10 protein-coding genes are annotated in these 17,906 nt (G+C 46.0%); 5 read left to right on the top strand and 5 right to left on the bottom strand.

All coding sequences use genetic code 11. The features are described from left to right. Positions 1-2: 2 nt before the first annotated feature. From B9A91_RS07885 to B9A91_RS07865, 5 genes are all read right to left on the bottom strand, one after another. Positions 3-1,589, bottom strand: a complete 1,587-nt coding sequence (locus B9A91_RS07885) for an FAD-dependent oxidoreductase (protein ID WP_084237809.1) — start codon at positions 1,587-1,589, stop codon at positions 3-5. Positions 1,590-1,617: 28 nt separating this feature from the next. Next, positions 1,618-3,015, bottom strand: coding sequence for a RagB/SusD family nutrient uptake outer membrane protein (locus B9A91_RS07880; protein ID WP_159451664.1), 1,398 nt, complete (start codon positions 3,013-3,015; stop codon positions 1,618-1,620). Positions 3,016-3,086: 71 nt separating this feature from the next. Continuing rightward, positions 3,087-6,605, bottom strand: coding sequence for a SusC/RagA family TonB-linked outer membrane protein (locus B9A91_RS07875; protein ID WP_084237807.1), 3,519 nt, complete (start codon positions 6,603-6,605; stop codon positions 3,087-3,089). A 122-nt stretch (positions 6,606-6,727) separates the two neighbouring features. Further along, positions 6,728-7,861: a FecR family protein gene (locus tag B9A91_RS07870; protein ID WP_084237806.1), complete on the bottom strand. Its 1,134-nt coding sequence runs from the start codon at positions 7,859-7,861 to the stop codon at positions 6,728-6,730. 82 nt (positions 7,862-7,943) lie between these two features. Then, positions 7,944-8,516, bottom strand: coding sequence for an RNA polymerase sigma factor (locus B9A91_RS07865; protein ID WP_084237805.1), 573 nt, complete (start codon positions 8,514-8,516; stop codon positions 7,944-7,946). A gap of 218 nt (positions 8,517-8,734) precedes the next feature. Here B9A91_RS07865 and B9A91_RS07860 point away from each other — a divergent pair, with 218 nt between their 5' ends. The 5 genes from B9A91_RS07860 (at position 8,735) to B9A91_RS07840 (ending at position 17,890) form a co-directional block, all read left to right on the top strand. Then, positions 8,735-9,970, top strand: a complete 1,236-nt coding sequence (locus B9A91_RS07860; protein WP_084237804.1) for an MFS transporter — start codon at positions 8,735-8,737, stop codon at positions 9,968-9,970. Beyond that, entirely contained in the window at positions 9,960-11,420 is a 1,461-nt protein-coding gene (locus B9A91_RS07855) for an FAD-dependent oxidoreductase (RefSeq protein WP_317043322.1), read from the top strand. The genes B9A91_RS07860 and B9A91_RS07855 overlap by 11 nt, the downstream gene beginning before the upstream one ends. 76 nt (positions 11,421-11,496) lie before the next feature. After that, positions 11,497-12,951, top strand: a complete 1,455-nt coding sequence (locus tag B9A91_RS07850; protein ID WP_084237803.1) for a PQQ-dependent sugar dehydrogenase — start codon at positions 11,497-11,499, stop codon at positions 12,949-12,951. Positions 12,952-13,023: 72 nt separating this feature from the next. Beyond that, positions 13,024-14,631: a tetratricopeptide repeat protein gene (locus B9A91_RS07845; RefSeq protein ID WP_084237802.1), complete on the top strand. Its 1,608-nt coding sequence runs from the start codon at positions 13,024-13,026 to the stop codon at positions 14,629-14,631. A gap of 154 nt (positions 14,632-14,785) precedes the next feature. Next, the gene (locus B9A91_RS07840; protein ID WP_084237801.1) at positions 14,786-17,890 is read left to right on the top strand and encodes a SusC/RagA family TonB-linked outer membrane protein; all 3,105 of its coding nucleotides are present in this window, start codon (positions 14,786-14,788) and stop codon (positions 17,888-17,890) included. Positions 17,891-17,906 lie beyond the last annotated feature (16 nt).

The following is a 17,906-nucleotide window of genomic DNA, read 5'->3' as shown; positions in this document are numbered from 1 at the left end:
GGTTACTTAAATGTTAATACCTGATGTCTGTTTTTGAGGCGTTCGCTAAAATTAACCTGATTGATACTTTGTACCGCCCTATTTTCTTCGATGGCTATTGCAGCAGCGACCCCCGCACTTTCACCCATCACCATCCAGGCCGGCTCTACCCGTATAGATGAAAAAGCAACATGGGATGCAGAGACGCAGACCGGCACCAGCAGGTTTGTACATTCAGCAACCTTTGGCGTAATGCAGCGGTAGGGGATCTGGTAGGCGATGCCACGACCATCAATGCGGGTTTTGGCCGGAAAGATCGTCCCTTCATTGATGAACCCGCCATCTGGGGTAGCAATACGCTGGCAATCATGCGAATCTATAGGAAATGAACCAATTCCAATGGGATCTGGTTTTTCCCTTGTTTCCAGGATATCTTTTTGCGTCAAAAAATAGTCGCCCACCATTCTGCGTGCTTCCCTGACATACAATACAGGAGGGAAATGTCCATATCTGGCAAATTCATCCCTGGCATAGCCCAGGTTTTCCATCCGTTTTCTTACTGCTTCCGGTACAGCCGGATCGGTCATCAGAAAATACAGCAGACCTTCGGTGTAACTGCGGTGGTTGTCCCAGATCTCCTGTCTCTGTTTTGTCCCGGCGTCGGGATAGTCCCAGTTTTCACCCACCAGACCGGTAGAGAGTTGTGCTCCGATGCCGTTATTGCCATCAAACTTATTGCCCGGTATGGGGTAAATATCGAAGGGAATGCCACTTTTTGGAAAACTTTTATAGAAGCGCCTGAACAATTCGTACCTGTCGGCATTATAGCCTTTGGGTTTCTTAAAGGCGACCCTATTCGCCGGGTCTTCAGACAGGCACAGGCGGAAACTATAGGTCATGATCCTGTGGTCGCCCTGCCCTTCAGGGCTAACCATACTACCGCTGATTAATGGCAGCGTTTTTTTGTCGCTGTCGGCAGCAGAGATGCCCACTGCTTTTTTCTGATAAACAGCTCCCGCAAAAGACTCCCCAAACTCATCCCTGCCTTCACGCCCCACCCGGTAGGTTATTCCGGCAGCAGCCATCAGATCGCCTTCATAGCTTGCGTCAATAAATACTTTGCCCGAAAATACTTTACCCGATCTTAATTTGATGGTCTGGATAGCAGTGTTCTTTAGTTTTGCCGACTTCAGGGTTTCGTTGAGTACAACAGTAACACCAACTTCTTTTAACATGGAGTTAAAAACAAGTTCCGCTACATGGGGCTCGTAGGTCCAGTGCTTGGTGTCCTTTTCATCCACACGATAATTGAGCTTTACGCCACGTTCGGCGTATACCTTTTCTACACGTTTATGGAATTCTTCAAAGAGGCCACCTAAAGTTTCCCTGAACATCTGATTGGAATCGCTGAAGCCAAGACCCCCGCTCATCATTCCACCAGCAATACTTAAGGGCTCGATCATCACTACGGATTTGCCTTCGCGGGCAGCGGCCACAGCTGCAGTTACCCCTGCGGGGGTGGCACCGTAAACTACTACATCGTAGTCCCGTACTTGTTTCCAGGAACTGAAAACAAGGAGGACCAGAAGAGCTATATAGGTATGTTTCATTTCATTTTCTTAAAGTAATACAAAAAGCTTAGTATCCCGGATTTTGGGGCTCCAGCAAGGGGTTCAGATTGATTTCCCTGTAAGGTACGGGAAACAACTTTCTATCAGCAGTTATGCTCATATTGGAAAGCCTGGGGTCTATTGACAGGTATTTGGTTTTGAAGGCCTGCATAGTGGCAACCTCTTTCCCCCAACGGATCAGGTCGTGCCAGCGGTGGCCCTCAAAGCAAAGCTCAAGCCGCCGCTCTTTTTCTATGGCCAGCTGGGTGTCGGCTTTTGACAGGCCGGTAAGAACTGGCAGGTTTGCCCGTACCCGGGTCTTGCTGACATAGGTCAGGGCCTCATCTGTTTTATTGTTCTGGTTAAGTGCTTCTGCATACATCAGCAATACGTCAGCATAACGCAAAACAGGCCAGTCATTTTCACCTTCGTTCAGGATCGGCACATTATACACAAATTTCTTCGCCCAGTAATAGATCTTTGGGTTGGCACCATCTTTAAATATGCCCAGATAGGCAGTTTTACGAAGGTCTGAAGCTTCGAAGGCATCATAAAGGTCCTGCGTTCCGGTATTGTTACTGGCTGCACCGAGGCTTACAATCGAAGTCCCGGATTTTGAAGGGGCAAAAGCATGTGCAAAGGAGTTGCCCAGGCCCAGGCCACCAGAAATAAATTGAACAGAAAAGATGACCTCGGAATTGTTGTCGTTACCGGGGCCGAAAAGTTTAGACAGATTTGGTTCAAAAGTATAGGCAGGTATCACTTCCTGCAGTATGGCTTCGGCCTCCGGCCACTTTTTCTGCTGTAAATAAACTTTGCCCAGTAGTGATTTTGCTGCCCCGGAGGTAGCCCGGCCAACATTTAGTCCGGTAAATTTGGGAGGTAGCACACCTTGCGCATCTTTGAGGTCTTTTTCTATTTGCTGGTATACTTCGGATGCAGGATTTCGCTTATAGCTGTAGGCTTCTGCTTCCGTTTTCAGCTCCTTTAATATCAGTGGTGCATCTCCATAAAACTTAACAAGGTTGAAATACATTAAGGCCCGAAGAAATTTGGCTTCGCCTATGTACTGATTTTTAAGGTTTGCGGCTATGGTCACTGCCGCTATGCGGTCCAGAATAATATTGCTTGCCGCTATGGTACGATATGCCTGGTTCCAGGGACCCGAAACACCTCCGGTTGGGCGGTAGGTAAGCCAGTCGAACTCTCCATAACCGCCTTCATTTTCTGAAAATACCTGCGTATTGTCTGAGGGCAATTCTGCGTACAGCCAATAGTTGCTGTAAATTTCCCTCAGGTTGCTATAGGCTCCCGTGAGTGCTGCAGTAATGTCGGATTCTGTCTTGTAATAAGTCCCTACATCGATAATATGCTGCGGGGTCAGGTCAACAAACCCTTTCCCGCAACCTGCGGTTATTATGATCATTGCCATGACCAGGGTTTTATATATTTTAGAAAGATAACGGTCCATAATTTTAGTTTTAAAGCAGTTTATCATTAAAAACCCACGTTGATTCCAAAAATAAATACGCGGTTAGCAGGATAGGTACCCTGATCCACCCCAGGGCGGGTTACAGAGTCGCCGGTAACACTTGTTTCCGGATTGTACCAGTTGTACTTGGTAAAAGTCAAAAGGTTCTGGCCTGTAACATAGAAGCGGACGGTCTGCATGTTGATACTTTTTAATAAGCTCTGTGGTAAACGGTACCCAAGTGTAAGGTTACGGATCCGCAAGAATGACGCATCGGATACGGCTTTGTTTGTCAGGTTGTTTAAGGGAGTTACCCCGGATGCAAGCGGCGCCGGGTATTCCACATCCCTGTCGGGATCCTGACTGTCGAACATATTGTTGTAATAGGTAGGGCTGGTATTGACATTATGTACCCCAAACTGGTGGCGGATATTACCGTTGATGACATTTACGCCCTGAACACCTTGTACAATGAGCGACACGTCGAAGTTCTTATACTGGAAACTGCTCGACAGACCATATACAAAGTCAGGAAAACCATGCCCAACCACCGCCATATCTGCTTCATTGATCACACCATCATTGTTCTGGTCTTTAATGATCCAGTCGCCCACTTTATTACCTGTAACCCATTGTGGGTATTTACCCAGGTCCTGTGTGTTCTTAAAGATCCCCTGTACCTGATAGCCCCGCATTAAGCCCAGCGGGTCTCCCACTTTTACCTGGAATACATTGTCCCAGCCAAATATTGCAGATTGTGCAGGTAAAGACCCTGGGCCGCCCAGATCATCGACCCGTGTGCGGTTAGCAGATACGTTCGCATCTACTGTCCATTTAACTTCACCCAGGTTAAAATTGGCTTTTCCGCTGATTTCAAAACCACGGTTGCTCAACCTGCCAAGGTTGGTACGGAATGTGGTGGCATAGCCGATGATGCTTGGGAGATCTTTCTGAAATAACATTCCCTCTGTATGACGGGAATAGTAATCTATGGAAATACTGTATTTATCGTTCATAAAACCAGCCTCTAATCCAAAGTCTGTCTGGCGGTTCTTTTCCCAGGTAAGGTTGTAGTTGGCAAAGCCAGATTGTGCAGAACCGTAAGCTTTTTGCGAGCCAAAAACGTAATTACGGTCAATAATGTTATTGGACCAGGTAAAATCACCAATGTTGGCGTTCCCCGTTTCCCCATAGCTGGCACGCAGCTTCAGCTCATTCAACACATTTTTAAGTGGCTGCATAAAGCTTTCCTGGCTGATGCGCCAGGCTCCGGATAGGGAGGGGAATAGGGCAAACCGGTTGTTAGGCCCGAAACGCGAAGACCCATCTTGCCGTAATGCTCCTGAGAAGATGTATTTACCTTTATAATCGTAATTTATCCTTCCGCCAAAAGACAGAAATGAATTCTGGCTATAGGCAAGTGAGCCCAGGATTTCCGAAGAGGCCAGGGGGTTTTCCAGCAAGGTCGTGGTATAGGTGCCGGACCTTCCGTTAACGCTTGTCGATTTTGCATTGTACTTCTGTAAGGAATATAAAAGGAGGGCGCTCAGGTTATGATCGGCCCCTAAAAGTTTATGATAAGAAATGGTGTTTTCCCAAAGCCAGTCTAAGGTGGTCGATTGGGCCTCGGCAGCATAAATCTGGGTAATTACCGGCGTAGATAAACTTGCAGCCGGGGCACTTCCATTTGCCAGCGTTGCAGGGATGTAAGCATACTGGTCGTTCATATTTAAGGTGGCCCCGATCGAAGTCTTAAACTTGAGGTCTTTAACCGGTTCGTATTCCAGGAAGTTGTTCCCGAGAATGCGGTATTCACGCAGGCGGTTTTTATAGAGTTCCAGTACGCCCAGGGGGTTATAAAGTGCTGCCTGAAAGAATACCCCATTTGCTGCGTTCTTTAGCCCGCGATAGCCCTGTGCATAATCCCCGTCAGCGGCATAAACAGGTACAACAGGAGGCATCAGCACGGCAGAATGAATTGGGCTGGGCAATGCCCTTGCCCCTGTAGTTTCACTCGCAGAGGCTTCACTGAACTGTCCTCCCGCGGGTTGCCTGAATTGTTGTGAATAAGAGGGAGACATCGAAATGCCTAATTTGAGTTTCGGACTTAAATCCGCATCAAGGTTGAAGCGAAGGTTGTAACGGTTATATTTGGTCCCAAGCATTGTCCCGTCCTGCTTAAAATATCCGCCAGAGACCGAGTATTTTACTTTTTCGGATCCGCCTCTTGCAGAAATCTGAAAATCAGCGATCGGGGCCTGTTGAAATATCACATCCTGCCAGTCCACATCGGGCAGACTTTGCGGATCGGTGTCAAAAACGACGGGATAAGTAATGCCACGCATCCTTGTCGCATATTTGGCATAGTCTATATACTGGTCCCGGTTTAACAAATCGACTTTTTTCGCAATATTCTGTATTCCGGTATAGGCAGATACGTTGAAGATTGTCTTTCCGGCCTTCCCACGTTTGGTCGTTACAATGACTACCCCGTTTGCAGCTCTTGAACCATAGATCGCTGCCGATGCTGCATCTTTTAAAAGATCTATGGATTCAATATCAGCGGGGTTGATCAGACTAAACTGTGTTGACTCCTGAAGGGGGTAACCGTCAACCACATAAAGCGGATCGCTGTCTGTTCCTAAAGAGCCTATCCCTCTGATCCTGATGGTAGGGGCCTCACCGGGATATCCGCCTCTGCCAGATTGGACCTGCACACCGGAAGCCAGTCCAGCCAGGGCTTCCCCCGGAGTGGATACAGGCTGTACGCCAATGAATTTGCTTTCAACCCTGGAAATGGAGGTGGACAGTTTCTTTTTCGACTGTTCCCCATATCCAATAACAAGTACCTCTTCAAGTGCATTTTTCTGCTCTTTGAGGGTGACATTTATGATGCCGGCCTCATTTACCGGGACTTCATAAGTGCTGAAACCAATATAAGAGAATACAAGGGTATCATCTTTGCCCCCTGCCAGAATCTTATAATTTCCATTAATGTCTGTCACCACTGTGTTGGCAGTGTTTTTGGTTCTGATGCTTACCCCTGGCAAAGGTAGCCCTTTTTCGTCGCTTACTTTTCCGGTAACCTGGATTGGGGCCGTGGGCGGTTTTTCCTGTATAGGAATATTCTTTTCCCTGATCACGACCGTCTGGTCATCATTAAAAAGAATTTCAACTGTTTTTTCAGAGAAGCATTGGTTCAGCACGTCTTTTAAGGATACCTTGCGCACATTTAGCGTAACAGGGCCCAGGGTTTTGACCAGCCCGGCATCACAGATGAAATTGTAGCCTGTTTGTTTGGTTAGCAGGGAGAATACTTCTTTAATGGGTTTGTGTTTAACATTTAAGCTTACCCTTTGCGCATAACTCGCCGCATTGACCTGTAAAAATGTAACCAGTAAAAAAGCGAAGGTCAGTTTCATTCTTAATGCCCATTTAGTTTTTTCTGTCTTCCGCTGCCGGTTTAAATGAAGCAGTACGGACAGGAACCTTAGCGCGCAGGAAACGCTGTTCCCGGACGTAAGTTCAGTAAAATTTTCATACATTTGGTTAGGATTAATATTTGGTTGTTGTTTCAATTGATCAGATATCCTCACTGGCTTTTATTAGCTGGCCAAAGCCGGGAGTGGTCTCAACACTTCCGGTTTTAGGATAGTCTTTAAAGTATTTATTTTGCTATAACTTCAATCCTCCTCCCTTCAATTTTAAAATAGACTTTACCGGTTAATTCTATGTTCTTTAAAAGATTTTCAAGGTTTTTGCTGCGTGAATAATTTCCTACAAAATAGATTTGATCCATGTCACCTTTAAAAACGACTTCGACGTCATACCATCTGGAGATCTTTTTCATGATGCTTCTGATGTTTTCCTCATTAAAAATAAATAATCCGTTTTTCCAGGCTATGGCCTCCTCTGTGTCGGTCTCATAGACTTTTATTTTGCCGGAATTCATGGTGGCACCCTGCCCGGGTTTAAGGATTATGTTTGCTGTTTTTTCAGGATTCAGGATTTTAACTGAACCTTCGAGTAAAGTGGTGGTTGTGGACTGCTCGCTTGCATAAGCGCTGATGTTAAAATGTGTTCCCAATACTTTTACTTCCTGTCTGGCAGATTTTACAACAAAGGGCGCGTTTTTATTTTTCGCAATTTCGAAATATGCCTCTCCGTTCAGCTCAACTTTACGTTCCTTCAAACCAAAGAAATTTGCCGGAAAGGTGAGTACAGATGCGGCATTGAGCCATACTTTAGACCCGTCGGGTAAAATCAATTGGTATTCACCACCCTTAGGGGTCTCTATGGTATTGTAGTCAGGCCTGCTGTTATGCTGATCTTTCTGTGCAACTATCTGATACAATAAGGTACCTGCTGCGGTTTTGCTGATTCTTATGCCCGATTGCTCAGCAAGCTTGCCATTGCTCGCCTCGGTAAGTGCAATTTTTTTGCCATTTGAAAGGGTCAGAAAAGCCTTGCTCCCCCCTGCAATAATGGGTGCTGTTTTTACATGCTGAGGAGCAGGGGTGTTCCCGCTTTCAGGATAAAAATAAAATGCAAGTCCAACGCACAAGATAATTGTTGCGGCAACCGTAAATTTCTGCCATAATCGATAGGAAGGTCTGATCCTTATCTGTTGTTTAACTGCCATCCAGTTTTGCTGGTGCACTGCCTGGAGGTGCTCATCAGAAAACGCATGTTCAGATTCAGCATTAAAATTATGCAGCCAGTTTTCCAGCAGCGCTTTTTCTTCAGCACTTGCCTTTCCCTCTTTGTATTTTAATAAAAGCTCCCTGGCATCTTTCTGCATATGCAAAGCGGTTTAATTTTCTTCGGTTTTATCACAATGACAGGTAAGTAATGACGAGTGGGTACTGCAGCTGAAAAAATATTTACAACAGGTAACAAAGGTAGATGAGAACGCCCAGTTTGTTGCGTAGAATTTTCAAGGCCCTCTTCATATGGGTTTCTACCGTTTGTTCCGATATATTCAGCTGCAGGGCAATTTCTTTGTTACTCAGGTAATGGTTTTTTCTCAGTTCAAAAACTTCGCGCATTTTTTTGGGAAGTGCTGCGATCTCCTTTTCAATTAATGCCCTGATGTCTTTTTCGCGGATTAAAAAATCGGCAGATACCATATCTGAGTTGATGGCATGTTGAAGCGACGCGATATATTTCGTTTCGCTTTGCTTGCGGGCAATGATATTCAATATTTTATTCAATACAGCTTTATAAAGATAACCCGGAAGCGTGGTTTTAAGTACGAAATCTTTTCTGGCATTCCACAATTGCACAAAAACTTCCTGTACAACGTCTTTTGCTTCTTCAGTGTTCTGGAGCTTTTTATACGCGTATATATAGAGCAAACTATCAAAACGCCTGAAAATTTCCGCAAATGCCAGCTCATGATCTGCTTTCAATAAGGTCATCAGTTCAAAATCATCAAGATTGCTTAGTGAATGCATACAATACAGTTTGGCTGGTTTAGCAATATTAAAAAATTATTTCTAAATGTGCCATGCTATTAATTGCCAATACACATCATAGCTATTATTTCAAAATGTTTATTTTTATTTTATTTTGTTTTGAATTGTTTAATTCGCTTACTTTATGGTGCTTTGTGTTTGGAGCATATTCAAATACGATGCACTAACCAGATATATACAATTAAAGGGTTTGCAGCATGTCATTCTTACCAAATACGCGGCGTTGGTTTATTATTTTTATCATATTTTTAGCCATTGTATTTAATTACTTCGACAGGCAGATTGTTTCTATCCTTAAGCCTGTAATCAAGAAAGAGTTTGCACTTGATGACAATGGTTACGCACTTGTACTGAACATCTTTACCATTTGTTATGCTGCGATGTACCCTGTCTCGGGTTGGTTGGTAGATAAGTTTGGCGCAAAGCGTGTGATGTTTGCAGGTATTATTGGCTGGTCGCTGGCCTGTATAGGTGGAGGGGTTTCGCGGACCTTCGGCCAGTTTACTTTTTTTCGTGGCCTGCTGGGAATGGCAGAGCCAACCAATTTTCCGGCACAGTTAAAAGTGGTTGCGGTTTGGTTTCCTGGCAAGCTAAGGGCAACTGCAAACAGTTTATGTGTAGCCGGCAGTTCAATCGGCGCTATTATAGCACCGCCGCTGGTGGCCTGGCTGGCCATTACGTATAACTGGCATACCGTTTTTATGGTAGCGGGGGCTGTTGGACTTATGATCGCGCTTTTATGGATCATCATATACCGAAATCCCCCTGCTGAGGTCACTTTGGCAATTGCAGGGACTGCCAACCCCGAAGAAACACCAGCTTTCAGCTGGAAACAGCTGTGGGGAAGAAAGAGCCTGTGGGGTATTTTGCTGATCCGTTTTGTGAGTGATCCGGTATGGTATTTCTGCCTCTTCTGGCTTCCGGGTTATTTACAGGAGCAGTCGGGGTTTTCGCTTGCACAAATGGGAATGTTTGGCTGGATCCCGTTTTTAGTGGCCGACCTGGGTGCGATTGCAACCGCTGCCTGGTCAGACCGCATGGTAAGAAAAGGAAGAGAACCTTTAAAAGCCCGTAAGGTCATGCTGAGTTGCGCGGCGGCTTTTGCTCCGCTCTGTGTGCTGACCCCTTATCTGCCCAGCCCGTTTGTTACCCTGTTTATCTTCAGTATCGTAGCAGTGGCCTGCTTAAGCTGGCTGTTTACCATAAGCGTAGTCATCGCCGAAGCTTTTCCTGTTAAAAATGTAGCCAGTGTATTGGGTATAGCAGGTGGTTTCGGTGCACTTGGTGCAGTCGGCTTTAACTATTTTGTAGGTCAGTTTATGGGTACACTGGGTGCGGGGAATATATTTATTGCAATGGCCTTTCTGCATCCGCTGGCCGTGCTGATTTTGTGGACAATGGTAAGAAAGGAAAAACCGGCGAATGCTTTGTAAAATTGGAAACGACCTGATGATTTTTATGAATAAAGTGATGGATATGAAGAATGTAACGACAATAACGGAACCAGCCAGGGAACTTCCCGTACGTGTAGAGGTGGATGTGCTGGTGGTTGGGGGCGGACCTGCCGGAATTACAGCAGCGCAGGCTGCTGCCGAAGACGGGTTAAAGGTAATGCTGATAGACAGCAGGAGTTTTGTAGGTGGCAATATGACCATAGGTTTACCTATATTAGGGTTCCTGGGGCAAAAGGGAAACCAGATCATTAAAGGCATCCCACAACAATTTATCGACCGGCTGAAGGCCGTCGACGCAGCCAGTGAACACAGGCCTTGCCCCTTGCACATGAGTTTAACCCTGGTAGAGCCGGAAGCTGTTAAAAATATTGGTCTGGATATGTTGCTGGCGGCGGGTGTAAATGTTTTGCTGTACACTTTTTGTGTGGGGGTTGTTAAAGAAGGCAATCAGTTAAAAGGGGTGATTGTGGAAAGCAAATCGGGGAGGGAAGTCATACTCGCCAAAACGGTTATCGATTGTACCGGTGATGCAGACGTGGCTTTTAAGGCAGGCGTTCCATGCGAACAGGGAAATGAGACGGGCGGGGCACAACCCCCAACTTTAATGTTTTGTATGGGGGGCGTAGACACAGAAAAATTAAGGATGTCTATTGCCGAGGAGCCACGGACCTACCTTACCGATTTTATTCCCAGCGAATATTTCGGTCAGAATAATCAGTTTATAGTGGTGGGATTACGAAGTGTCATGGAAAAGGCCCGTGAAGCGGGATATCATTTGCCGGTAGAGCGTACCATATTAATTACCGGTTTACGCGAAGGAGAAGTTTGGGTAAATATGTCCAGGATTAACGGCGTAGACGGCACTGATCCCGAAAGTTTGACCCACGGCGAGGTTGAAGGACGTAAACAGGTAGAGGAGATCCAGCGTTATCTGAAGGAATATGTACCTGGTTTCGGGAAGGCCGTTTTTACCAAAATGGCCCCGTTTTTAGGCATCAGGGAAACACGTCGCATAACCGGGCAGTATACTTTAACTGCTGAGGATATTTTGGGCTGCCGCAGATTCGATGACGCCATTGCCGTTGCCAGCTATCCTTTGGATATCCATCATCCGGAAGGAGGGGGCTGTACACTGACCTGGTGCGGCGATAGTTATGACATTCCATATCGCTGTTTAATCCCTAAACAGGTGGAGAACCTGATCGTAGCCGGACGCTGCATCTCCACTACACACGAAGCCATGTCGGCCATCCGGGTTATGGCCCCTTGTATGGCCATGGGCGAAGCCGCAGGAAGGGCTGCAAAGCTGGCTGTCCGCAAACAAATTCAGCCATCGCAGCTGGATGCAAAGGAGTTGCAGGCAGAGCTCCTGGAAAAAGGGGCCTATCTTGAACCGGATCAAATGGCCTCAGGCCGAGAATCTGTATAAATAAGCATCCGATCGTAATTTTTAGCAGATAATTTGTATTTTCAGTACCGCTAATGGTTAATCACTCATTTTGTCTATGCTTAAAAGTATTGGTACCCTGGTTTCCGCAGGGTTAATTACGATAATTGGTTTTAGCTTTGTCAGTCCCGAAGAAGACACTAACATGGCAGGGCCTGATTTTAACCCGGTTTCGGCCGCTGAGTTTTTGTCAGACCCCGCTGTCAATTATAAGACTTACTGCGCCGGCTGTCATGGCGAAAAAATGGATATGTTTGTCGACCGCCAGTGGAAACACGGAAACACTAAAGCAGACATCTTTAAGTCCGTAAAATTTGGTCTTGAAAATGAAGGTATGCCAGCATTTGGTGCCAGTTTAAGTGATAAAGAGCTTAATGCACTGGCCGATTATATCCTGGAAGGTATAAAAAATGTAGATAAATATACGGACAATGAAAAGCCTGCTTCGGATCTGTTTAAGACAGAAGAAATGGATATCCGCCTGGAGCTTGTGGCAGAGGGGACGGATATTCCCTGGGCTATGGCCTTTCTGCCCGGGCAGGAAATGCTGGTTACCGACAGGAACGGTAAATTTTACCGGGTAAAAGCCGATAAAACCCTGCAAAGCATCAGCGGTGCACCCGAAGTATTGGCAAGAGGGCAGGGAGGCCTGATGGATGTCATCCTGGATCCGGCTTTTGCACAAAACAAAAGGATCTATCTTTCCTATTCAAAGTTTAAAAGTGAAGGCGCTGCGGTTTTGGCTACCACTGCAATTATGCAGGCTAAATTGGAAGGAAATACGCTGACAGAACAGAAAGATATTTTTGTTGCCGAACCTTATTCCCGTACCCAGCACCATTATGGTTCAAGGATGCAATTTGGTAAAGACGGTTACCTGTATTTTTCCGTAGGAGAGCGTGGTAACGAAAAGGTAAACCCCCAGGAAATTAAAGGTAACGATCTGGGTAAGGTGCACCGCATTAAAAGTGATGGCAGTATCCCTGCCGATAACCCCTTTGTAAAAACACCGGGGGCAGAGGCTTCCATCTACAACTACGGACACCGCAATCCCCAGGGAATGACCATTCATCCGGAAACAGGCAAGATCTGGACCAATGAACACGGGCCGCGTGGAGGCGATGAAATCAATATTGAAGAACCCGGAAAGAATTACGGCTGGCCTGTGATTACCTATGGCATCAATTACAATGGTAAGCCCATCAGCAACCTTACGGCCAAAGCCGGCATGATACAACCTGTGCACTACTGGATCCCATCCATAGGGCCAAGCGGATTGGCTTTTGTTGCCGGTGACCGATATAAAAACTGGAAGGGCAACCTGCTGTCGGGCTCATTGCGGTTTAAATTTCTGCAAAGAACTGTGCTCAAAGGCAATAAAGTGGTTAAGGAGGAAATCTTGTTTAAAAACATCGGCAGGGTAAGGGATGTCCGGATGGCCCCCGATGGGTTCATCTATATTGCGGTCGAAACCCCGGGCCGTATTTACAGGCTGGTTCCGGTGGATAAATAATTGCAGTAAAGAATACCTGTGGTGTATTAATTTCTTGTAATTTTAGTTTTTAAGGAGCAGGAAATTGCCGTAATGTTTAGAATAAAATCTTTTGTATTTGTATTGTTGCTGTGTGCTGCCTGCTGTGCAGGGCCGTTTAAAAGTGCCGGTGCTGTTTCTGCTCAGGATTCGCTCAGGGCGAAGATTACCGCATTAAACAAGAAGGCCAAGCAGCTAAACCAGGATGCGACCAATCAGGCTATCGCCTACGCCTACAAAGCCTACCTGCTGGCCTATGAGAATAAACTGAAACAGGAGGAGGCCGATGCACTGGTAATTCTTGCCGAAGGCTATCTGTACAATGACATTTACGATCTGGCTCTTGAATACGGTTTTAATGCGCTGGAAATTTATAAAGAAAAAGGTAGCCAGGAACAGATAGCCGATACATATACCATACTGGGCTGGACTTATTACGATGTAGAAAATGCAGAGTTTGCGCTGAAATACCATACCATGGCTTATAACCTTTACAAAAAGGCAGGCAAAAAAAGAAAGGCATCCGTCTCTTTGAATGGCATAGGACTTACTTATCAGCTGAAAAATGAGTTCAAAAAAGCTGCAGGATATTTCAACAGTGTCCTGGCACAGGCAAAAGAAGAGCACAACCAGGTGATGATCAGTGCGGCCTACAATAATCTGGGCATCAGCAGTAACAATGAGAATAACTACGAAGAGGCGATCCGCTTTTTCCTGCTTTCGCTCCAGCACGCTACAGGCAGGGTATTGTCGCTCGCCGAGATCCATAACCAGATGGCCTTTTCGTTGATTAAACTTGGGCGTTACCAGGAAGGAAAGGCATCGCTCGACAAAGCCCATGCCTATATTCAGCAATCCACGTCCAACTCCAAAAAAGAAAACCTGCTCGATTATTATAAGGTGCTTTCCCAGTTGTACCAGCTTACGGGTGATTATAAACATGCCTATGAAAATATCCAGCAGTACAATGCTGTACGCGAGGAATTTCTCTCCAAAAACAAGATCAACGCACTCTTAACCCTGACCATGAAACGGGAAGCCCAGGAAAAAGAACGGCAGATCAAAGCCTTAAACCTGGAAAAAAGCATGCGGTCTTACCAGCGCAATACCCTCGCCATTATAGTGCTCCTGCTATTGATTATTGGTTTTTTATTGTACAATAAACTGAGAAGCCGGCAGCGGAAAAATGCAGAGCTGGCCGAAATGAAGCAGCAGTTGCTGAGCAATAAGCTGGAATTTAACAATACAGAGCTGAAAAACTATTCCATGTATATGACCCACAGGAATGAAGTGATCGGGACCTTTATTGAAGAACTGGTTGCCCTCGAGAAGAGCGGAGGCCAAGATATGCCCCAGCGCCTGCACAAGCTGGTCAATAAATTCCGGTATGAGGTCAACAGCGAAAAATACCTCGAAGATTTTAACCTGCAGATTGAAGCCAAATACCAGGACTTCTTTTATAACCTTCAGCAAAAATTTCCGACCCTGACCCAAAACGAGCGCCGATTGTGTGCCCAGATCAGGCTCAATCTGTCGATCAAGGAAATCGCGTCCCTCAATAACATCTCGGTGAAGTCGGTAGAAATGGCGCGTTACCGGCTGAGAAAACATTTTGAGCTGCCAACCAGTGAGAACCTAAACGACTTCCTAAAGGCCTTTTAATGCCATTTAAGCATGCTTGTAGAGGTGTTGTAGGGGTGTTTTGTGTTCGATGTAGGGGTGCCTTCTATAGCATTTTAAGCGTGGTATTATTTAGGTTTGAGTAAGTAATCAGCCGGAAAACCAATCCGGAATTAATCAACTTAAACCAAATATTATGATTAGAAATTTACGATGGCCAATTCATTTCCTTTTTGGATTGCTCCTGTTGTTTAGTACAGGCAGCAGTTTTGCCCAGAGCATTTTAATTAAAGGACAGGTGTTCAATGAGATTGACCAGCCTCAGGCAGGTATCAGTATTAAAATAAAAGGAAGTACCACCGGAACAGCATCAGACGCTTCGGGGAACTTTGCCATTCAGGCCAAAGCACAGGATATTCTTGTTTTCTCTGCAGTAGGTTTTAAAACACAGGAACTCCCGGCAAGCCCCGGAAAGGAAATGCGTGTTAAAATGCTGATGGATCTTCAAGGCCTTGAAGAAGTGGTGGTAGTAGGTTATGGTACGCAGAAAAAGAGCAACCTCACCAGCGCCGTAAGCTCGGTAAATGGAGAGAAATTAGCACAGGTGGCCGCTAATAACCCGGTAAATGCTTTGCAAGGCCGTGTAGCTGGCTTATCTGTAAGCAGTCCGGGCGGTAACCCGGGGCAATCCTCAGATGTCCGGTTAAGGGGGATAGGTACTTTTGGCAGTCACCAGCCTTTATACGTAATTGATGGTGTACCGGGAGATCCTTACTATTTAAGCAGCAACGATGTGGCATCTATGGAAGTGCTTAAAGATGGTGCAGCAGCTTCCATCTACGGTTCCAACAGTGCCAACGGGGTTATCCTCATCACTACCAAAAAAGGGAAAAAAGGCGCTCCAGTTATTGATTTTTCAGGTAGCTACAGTTCTGTTAGCCCTACAGAAAAATACGATTTCCTGGATGCAGAAGGCTATAAAAAAGTACACACCCAGATGTATACCAACGCAGGGGTACAGCCTCCGGCTTTCCCGGCGTACCTCACTAAAAATACAGGGGTAAATACCAACTGGCAGGACCTGATGAACCGCAAAGGGGTATCGCAGAATTACAGTGTAGGCTTAAGCGGTGGCAGCGATTACCTCACTTATGCCCTTACCGGCGATCTTACCGACGATAAAGGTACTTTTATCGGCTCCGATTTCAATAAAAAATCGTTTAGGTCAAGAAATGAGTTTAACAAAGGCATCCTGAAAGTAGGGAGCAATATCGTTTATACGGAAACCCAGTCTGAAGCCGCAAAGTTCAATGTAAAAGACGGCTACTTTCAGTCGCCGCTGCTGCCTGTTTTCGACAGCAACGAGCCATATGGCTATGCCTTAACTGCCGACGGCCTGCCAAGGTTCCAGAACCCCGTAGGCGCAGATCATTTTCTGGATGCAGACAGCAAGACCAAATACCTTGCAGGAAGCCTCAACATCAATCTTAAACTGTATAAAGGATTGAGCTATACCGCTAACCTGAGTTATATCAATGCCCAGACAGATGATTATTCCCACAATCCACCTTACAGGGTAAATGCAAACGACCCGGCAATTTCCTATCCAAGAGTATACAACCGGGCCTCTACCTATAAAGAGCGCGTGATGGAGCATTTGCTGAATTACGAACTGGATATAGACAAGCACAGCTTTAAATTATTGGCGGGTTATACCGCCCAGGAAAAAACAAACCGCTTCCTGAGTGCGACAGTAGATGGCAAAACCATTGTACGTACCGTTGTAAATGGTAAAATTGTAGAAACAGAGGTGCCTGCAGGTTTCAATAACCCAGATTTCAATACTATCAGTGCCGGATTGGGTGGAACATTTAATGCTGCGGGATCCAATAACAAATATGTGCGCCTGTCGACCCTTGCCCGTTTAAATTATGCTTATGACGAGAAATATTTGTTACAGGTTTCTGTACGCCGTGATGGTTCGTCCGTGTTTGGCGAAGACAGGAGGTACGGGGTATTCCCTTCGGTATCCTTAGGCTGGAACATCAATAAAGAAAATTTCCTTAGCCAGGTAAGCTGGCTAAACAGTCTGAAGTTAAGGGCCAGTTACGGCGAGCTGGGAAATGAAGGTGCTTTGGGCTATTACGACCACCAGGCCCTGATCACTACAGTAAACAACCAGTCGGGTGGCTATGTGCAAGGCTCTGGAGCCACACCATGGCCTGGTTCTGCCAGCTATTCTTTGCTGAACAGGGATTTACGCTGGGAAACCATCAAATCCAAAAACCTGGGGCTAGACTTCGGCTTGTTTGGCAAGCTGAACGGTTCCCTGAATTTTTACGACAACGTTACTGATGGATTGCTGATCACAAAAGAGGTACCTCCTTCTGCCGGGGTGAACGACCCTATCCTGAATGTGGGTAAAATATCCAACAAGGGTGCTGAGCTGGAAGCCAGTTATAAGCTTGCTGCGGGCGATTGGAATTTTGACCTTGGCGGATCTTTCAGTCTGCTAAAAAATAAGGTGCTGTCGCTGGCCAATACCGATCAGGTTTTATATGGTACAGGTTTAAGGTTTGGTACAGACCATATTCCTACACAAACCATGGTAGGTAAGGAGATAGGTGCATTTTACCTTTACGAGGCCGATGGGATCTTTCAGACGGATGCTGAAGCCGCAGGCTACAAAAATGCAGATGGCGATGCCCTTCAACCCAATGCAAAAGCAGGCGATATCCGTTTCAGGGATACCAATGGCGATGGACTGATCGATGAAAAAGACAAGACCTACCAGGGATCAGGCTTTGCCAAATTTGAGTACGGGCTAAACCTGGCCGCAAACTTTAAAAACTTCGACCTTTCGCTGTTCTGGCAGGGTGTAGGCGGCAACAAAATCTATAACGGGAACCGCTTTGAGCTGGAGGGTATGGAAGCCGGAAGAAATTTCCTGGCCACTACCCTGGATGCCTGGACCCCGCAGCATACCAATACCGATATGCCAAGGGCCGTATTGGGCGATCCGAACAGAAATGCACGCGAGTCGACCAGGTTCCTGGAAAGCGGTTCTTACCTGAGGTTAAAAGTGGTTCAGCTGGGCTACACCTTCCCGCAAACCCTGCTTAAAGACATCAAAGTTTCCCGTTTAAGGGTTTACCTTAGCGGACAGAACCTGCTTACATTTACCAAATACTCAGGGCTTGACCCCGAAGTGGGTACGTTCAGCGCGCTGAACACGGGGGTAGACCGCATGTTGTATCCTCAGAACAAAAGGATCATGGCTGGTGTTCAATTAACCTTTTAATGCATTTAATTTCTCT

The sequence above is a fragment of the Pedobacter africanus genome, assembly GCF_900176535.1.
Taxonomy (GTDB): Bacteria; Bacteroidota; Bacteroidia; order Sphingobacteriales; family Sphingobacteriaceae; genus Pedobacter; species Pedobacter africanus.
This window is presented reverse-complemented; position numbering and strand designations above follow the sequence as displayed.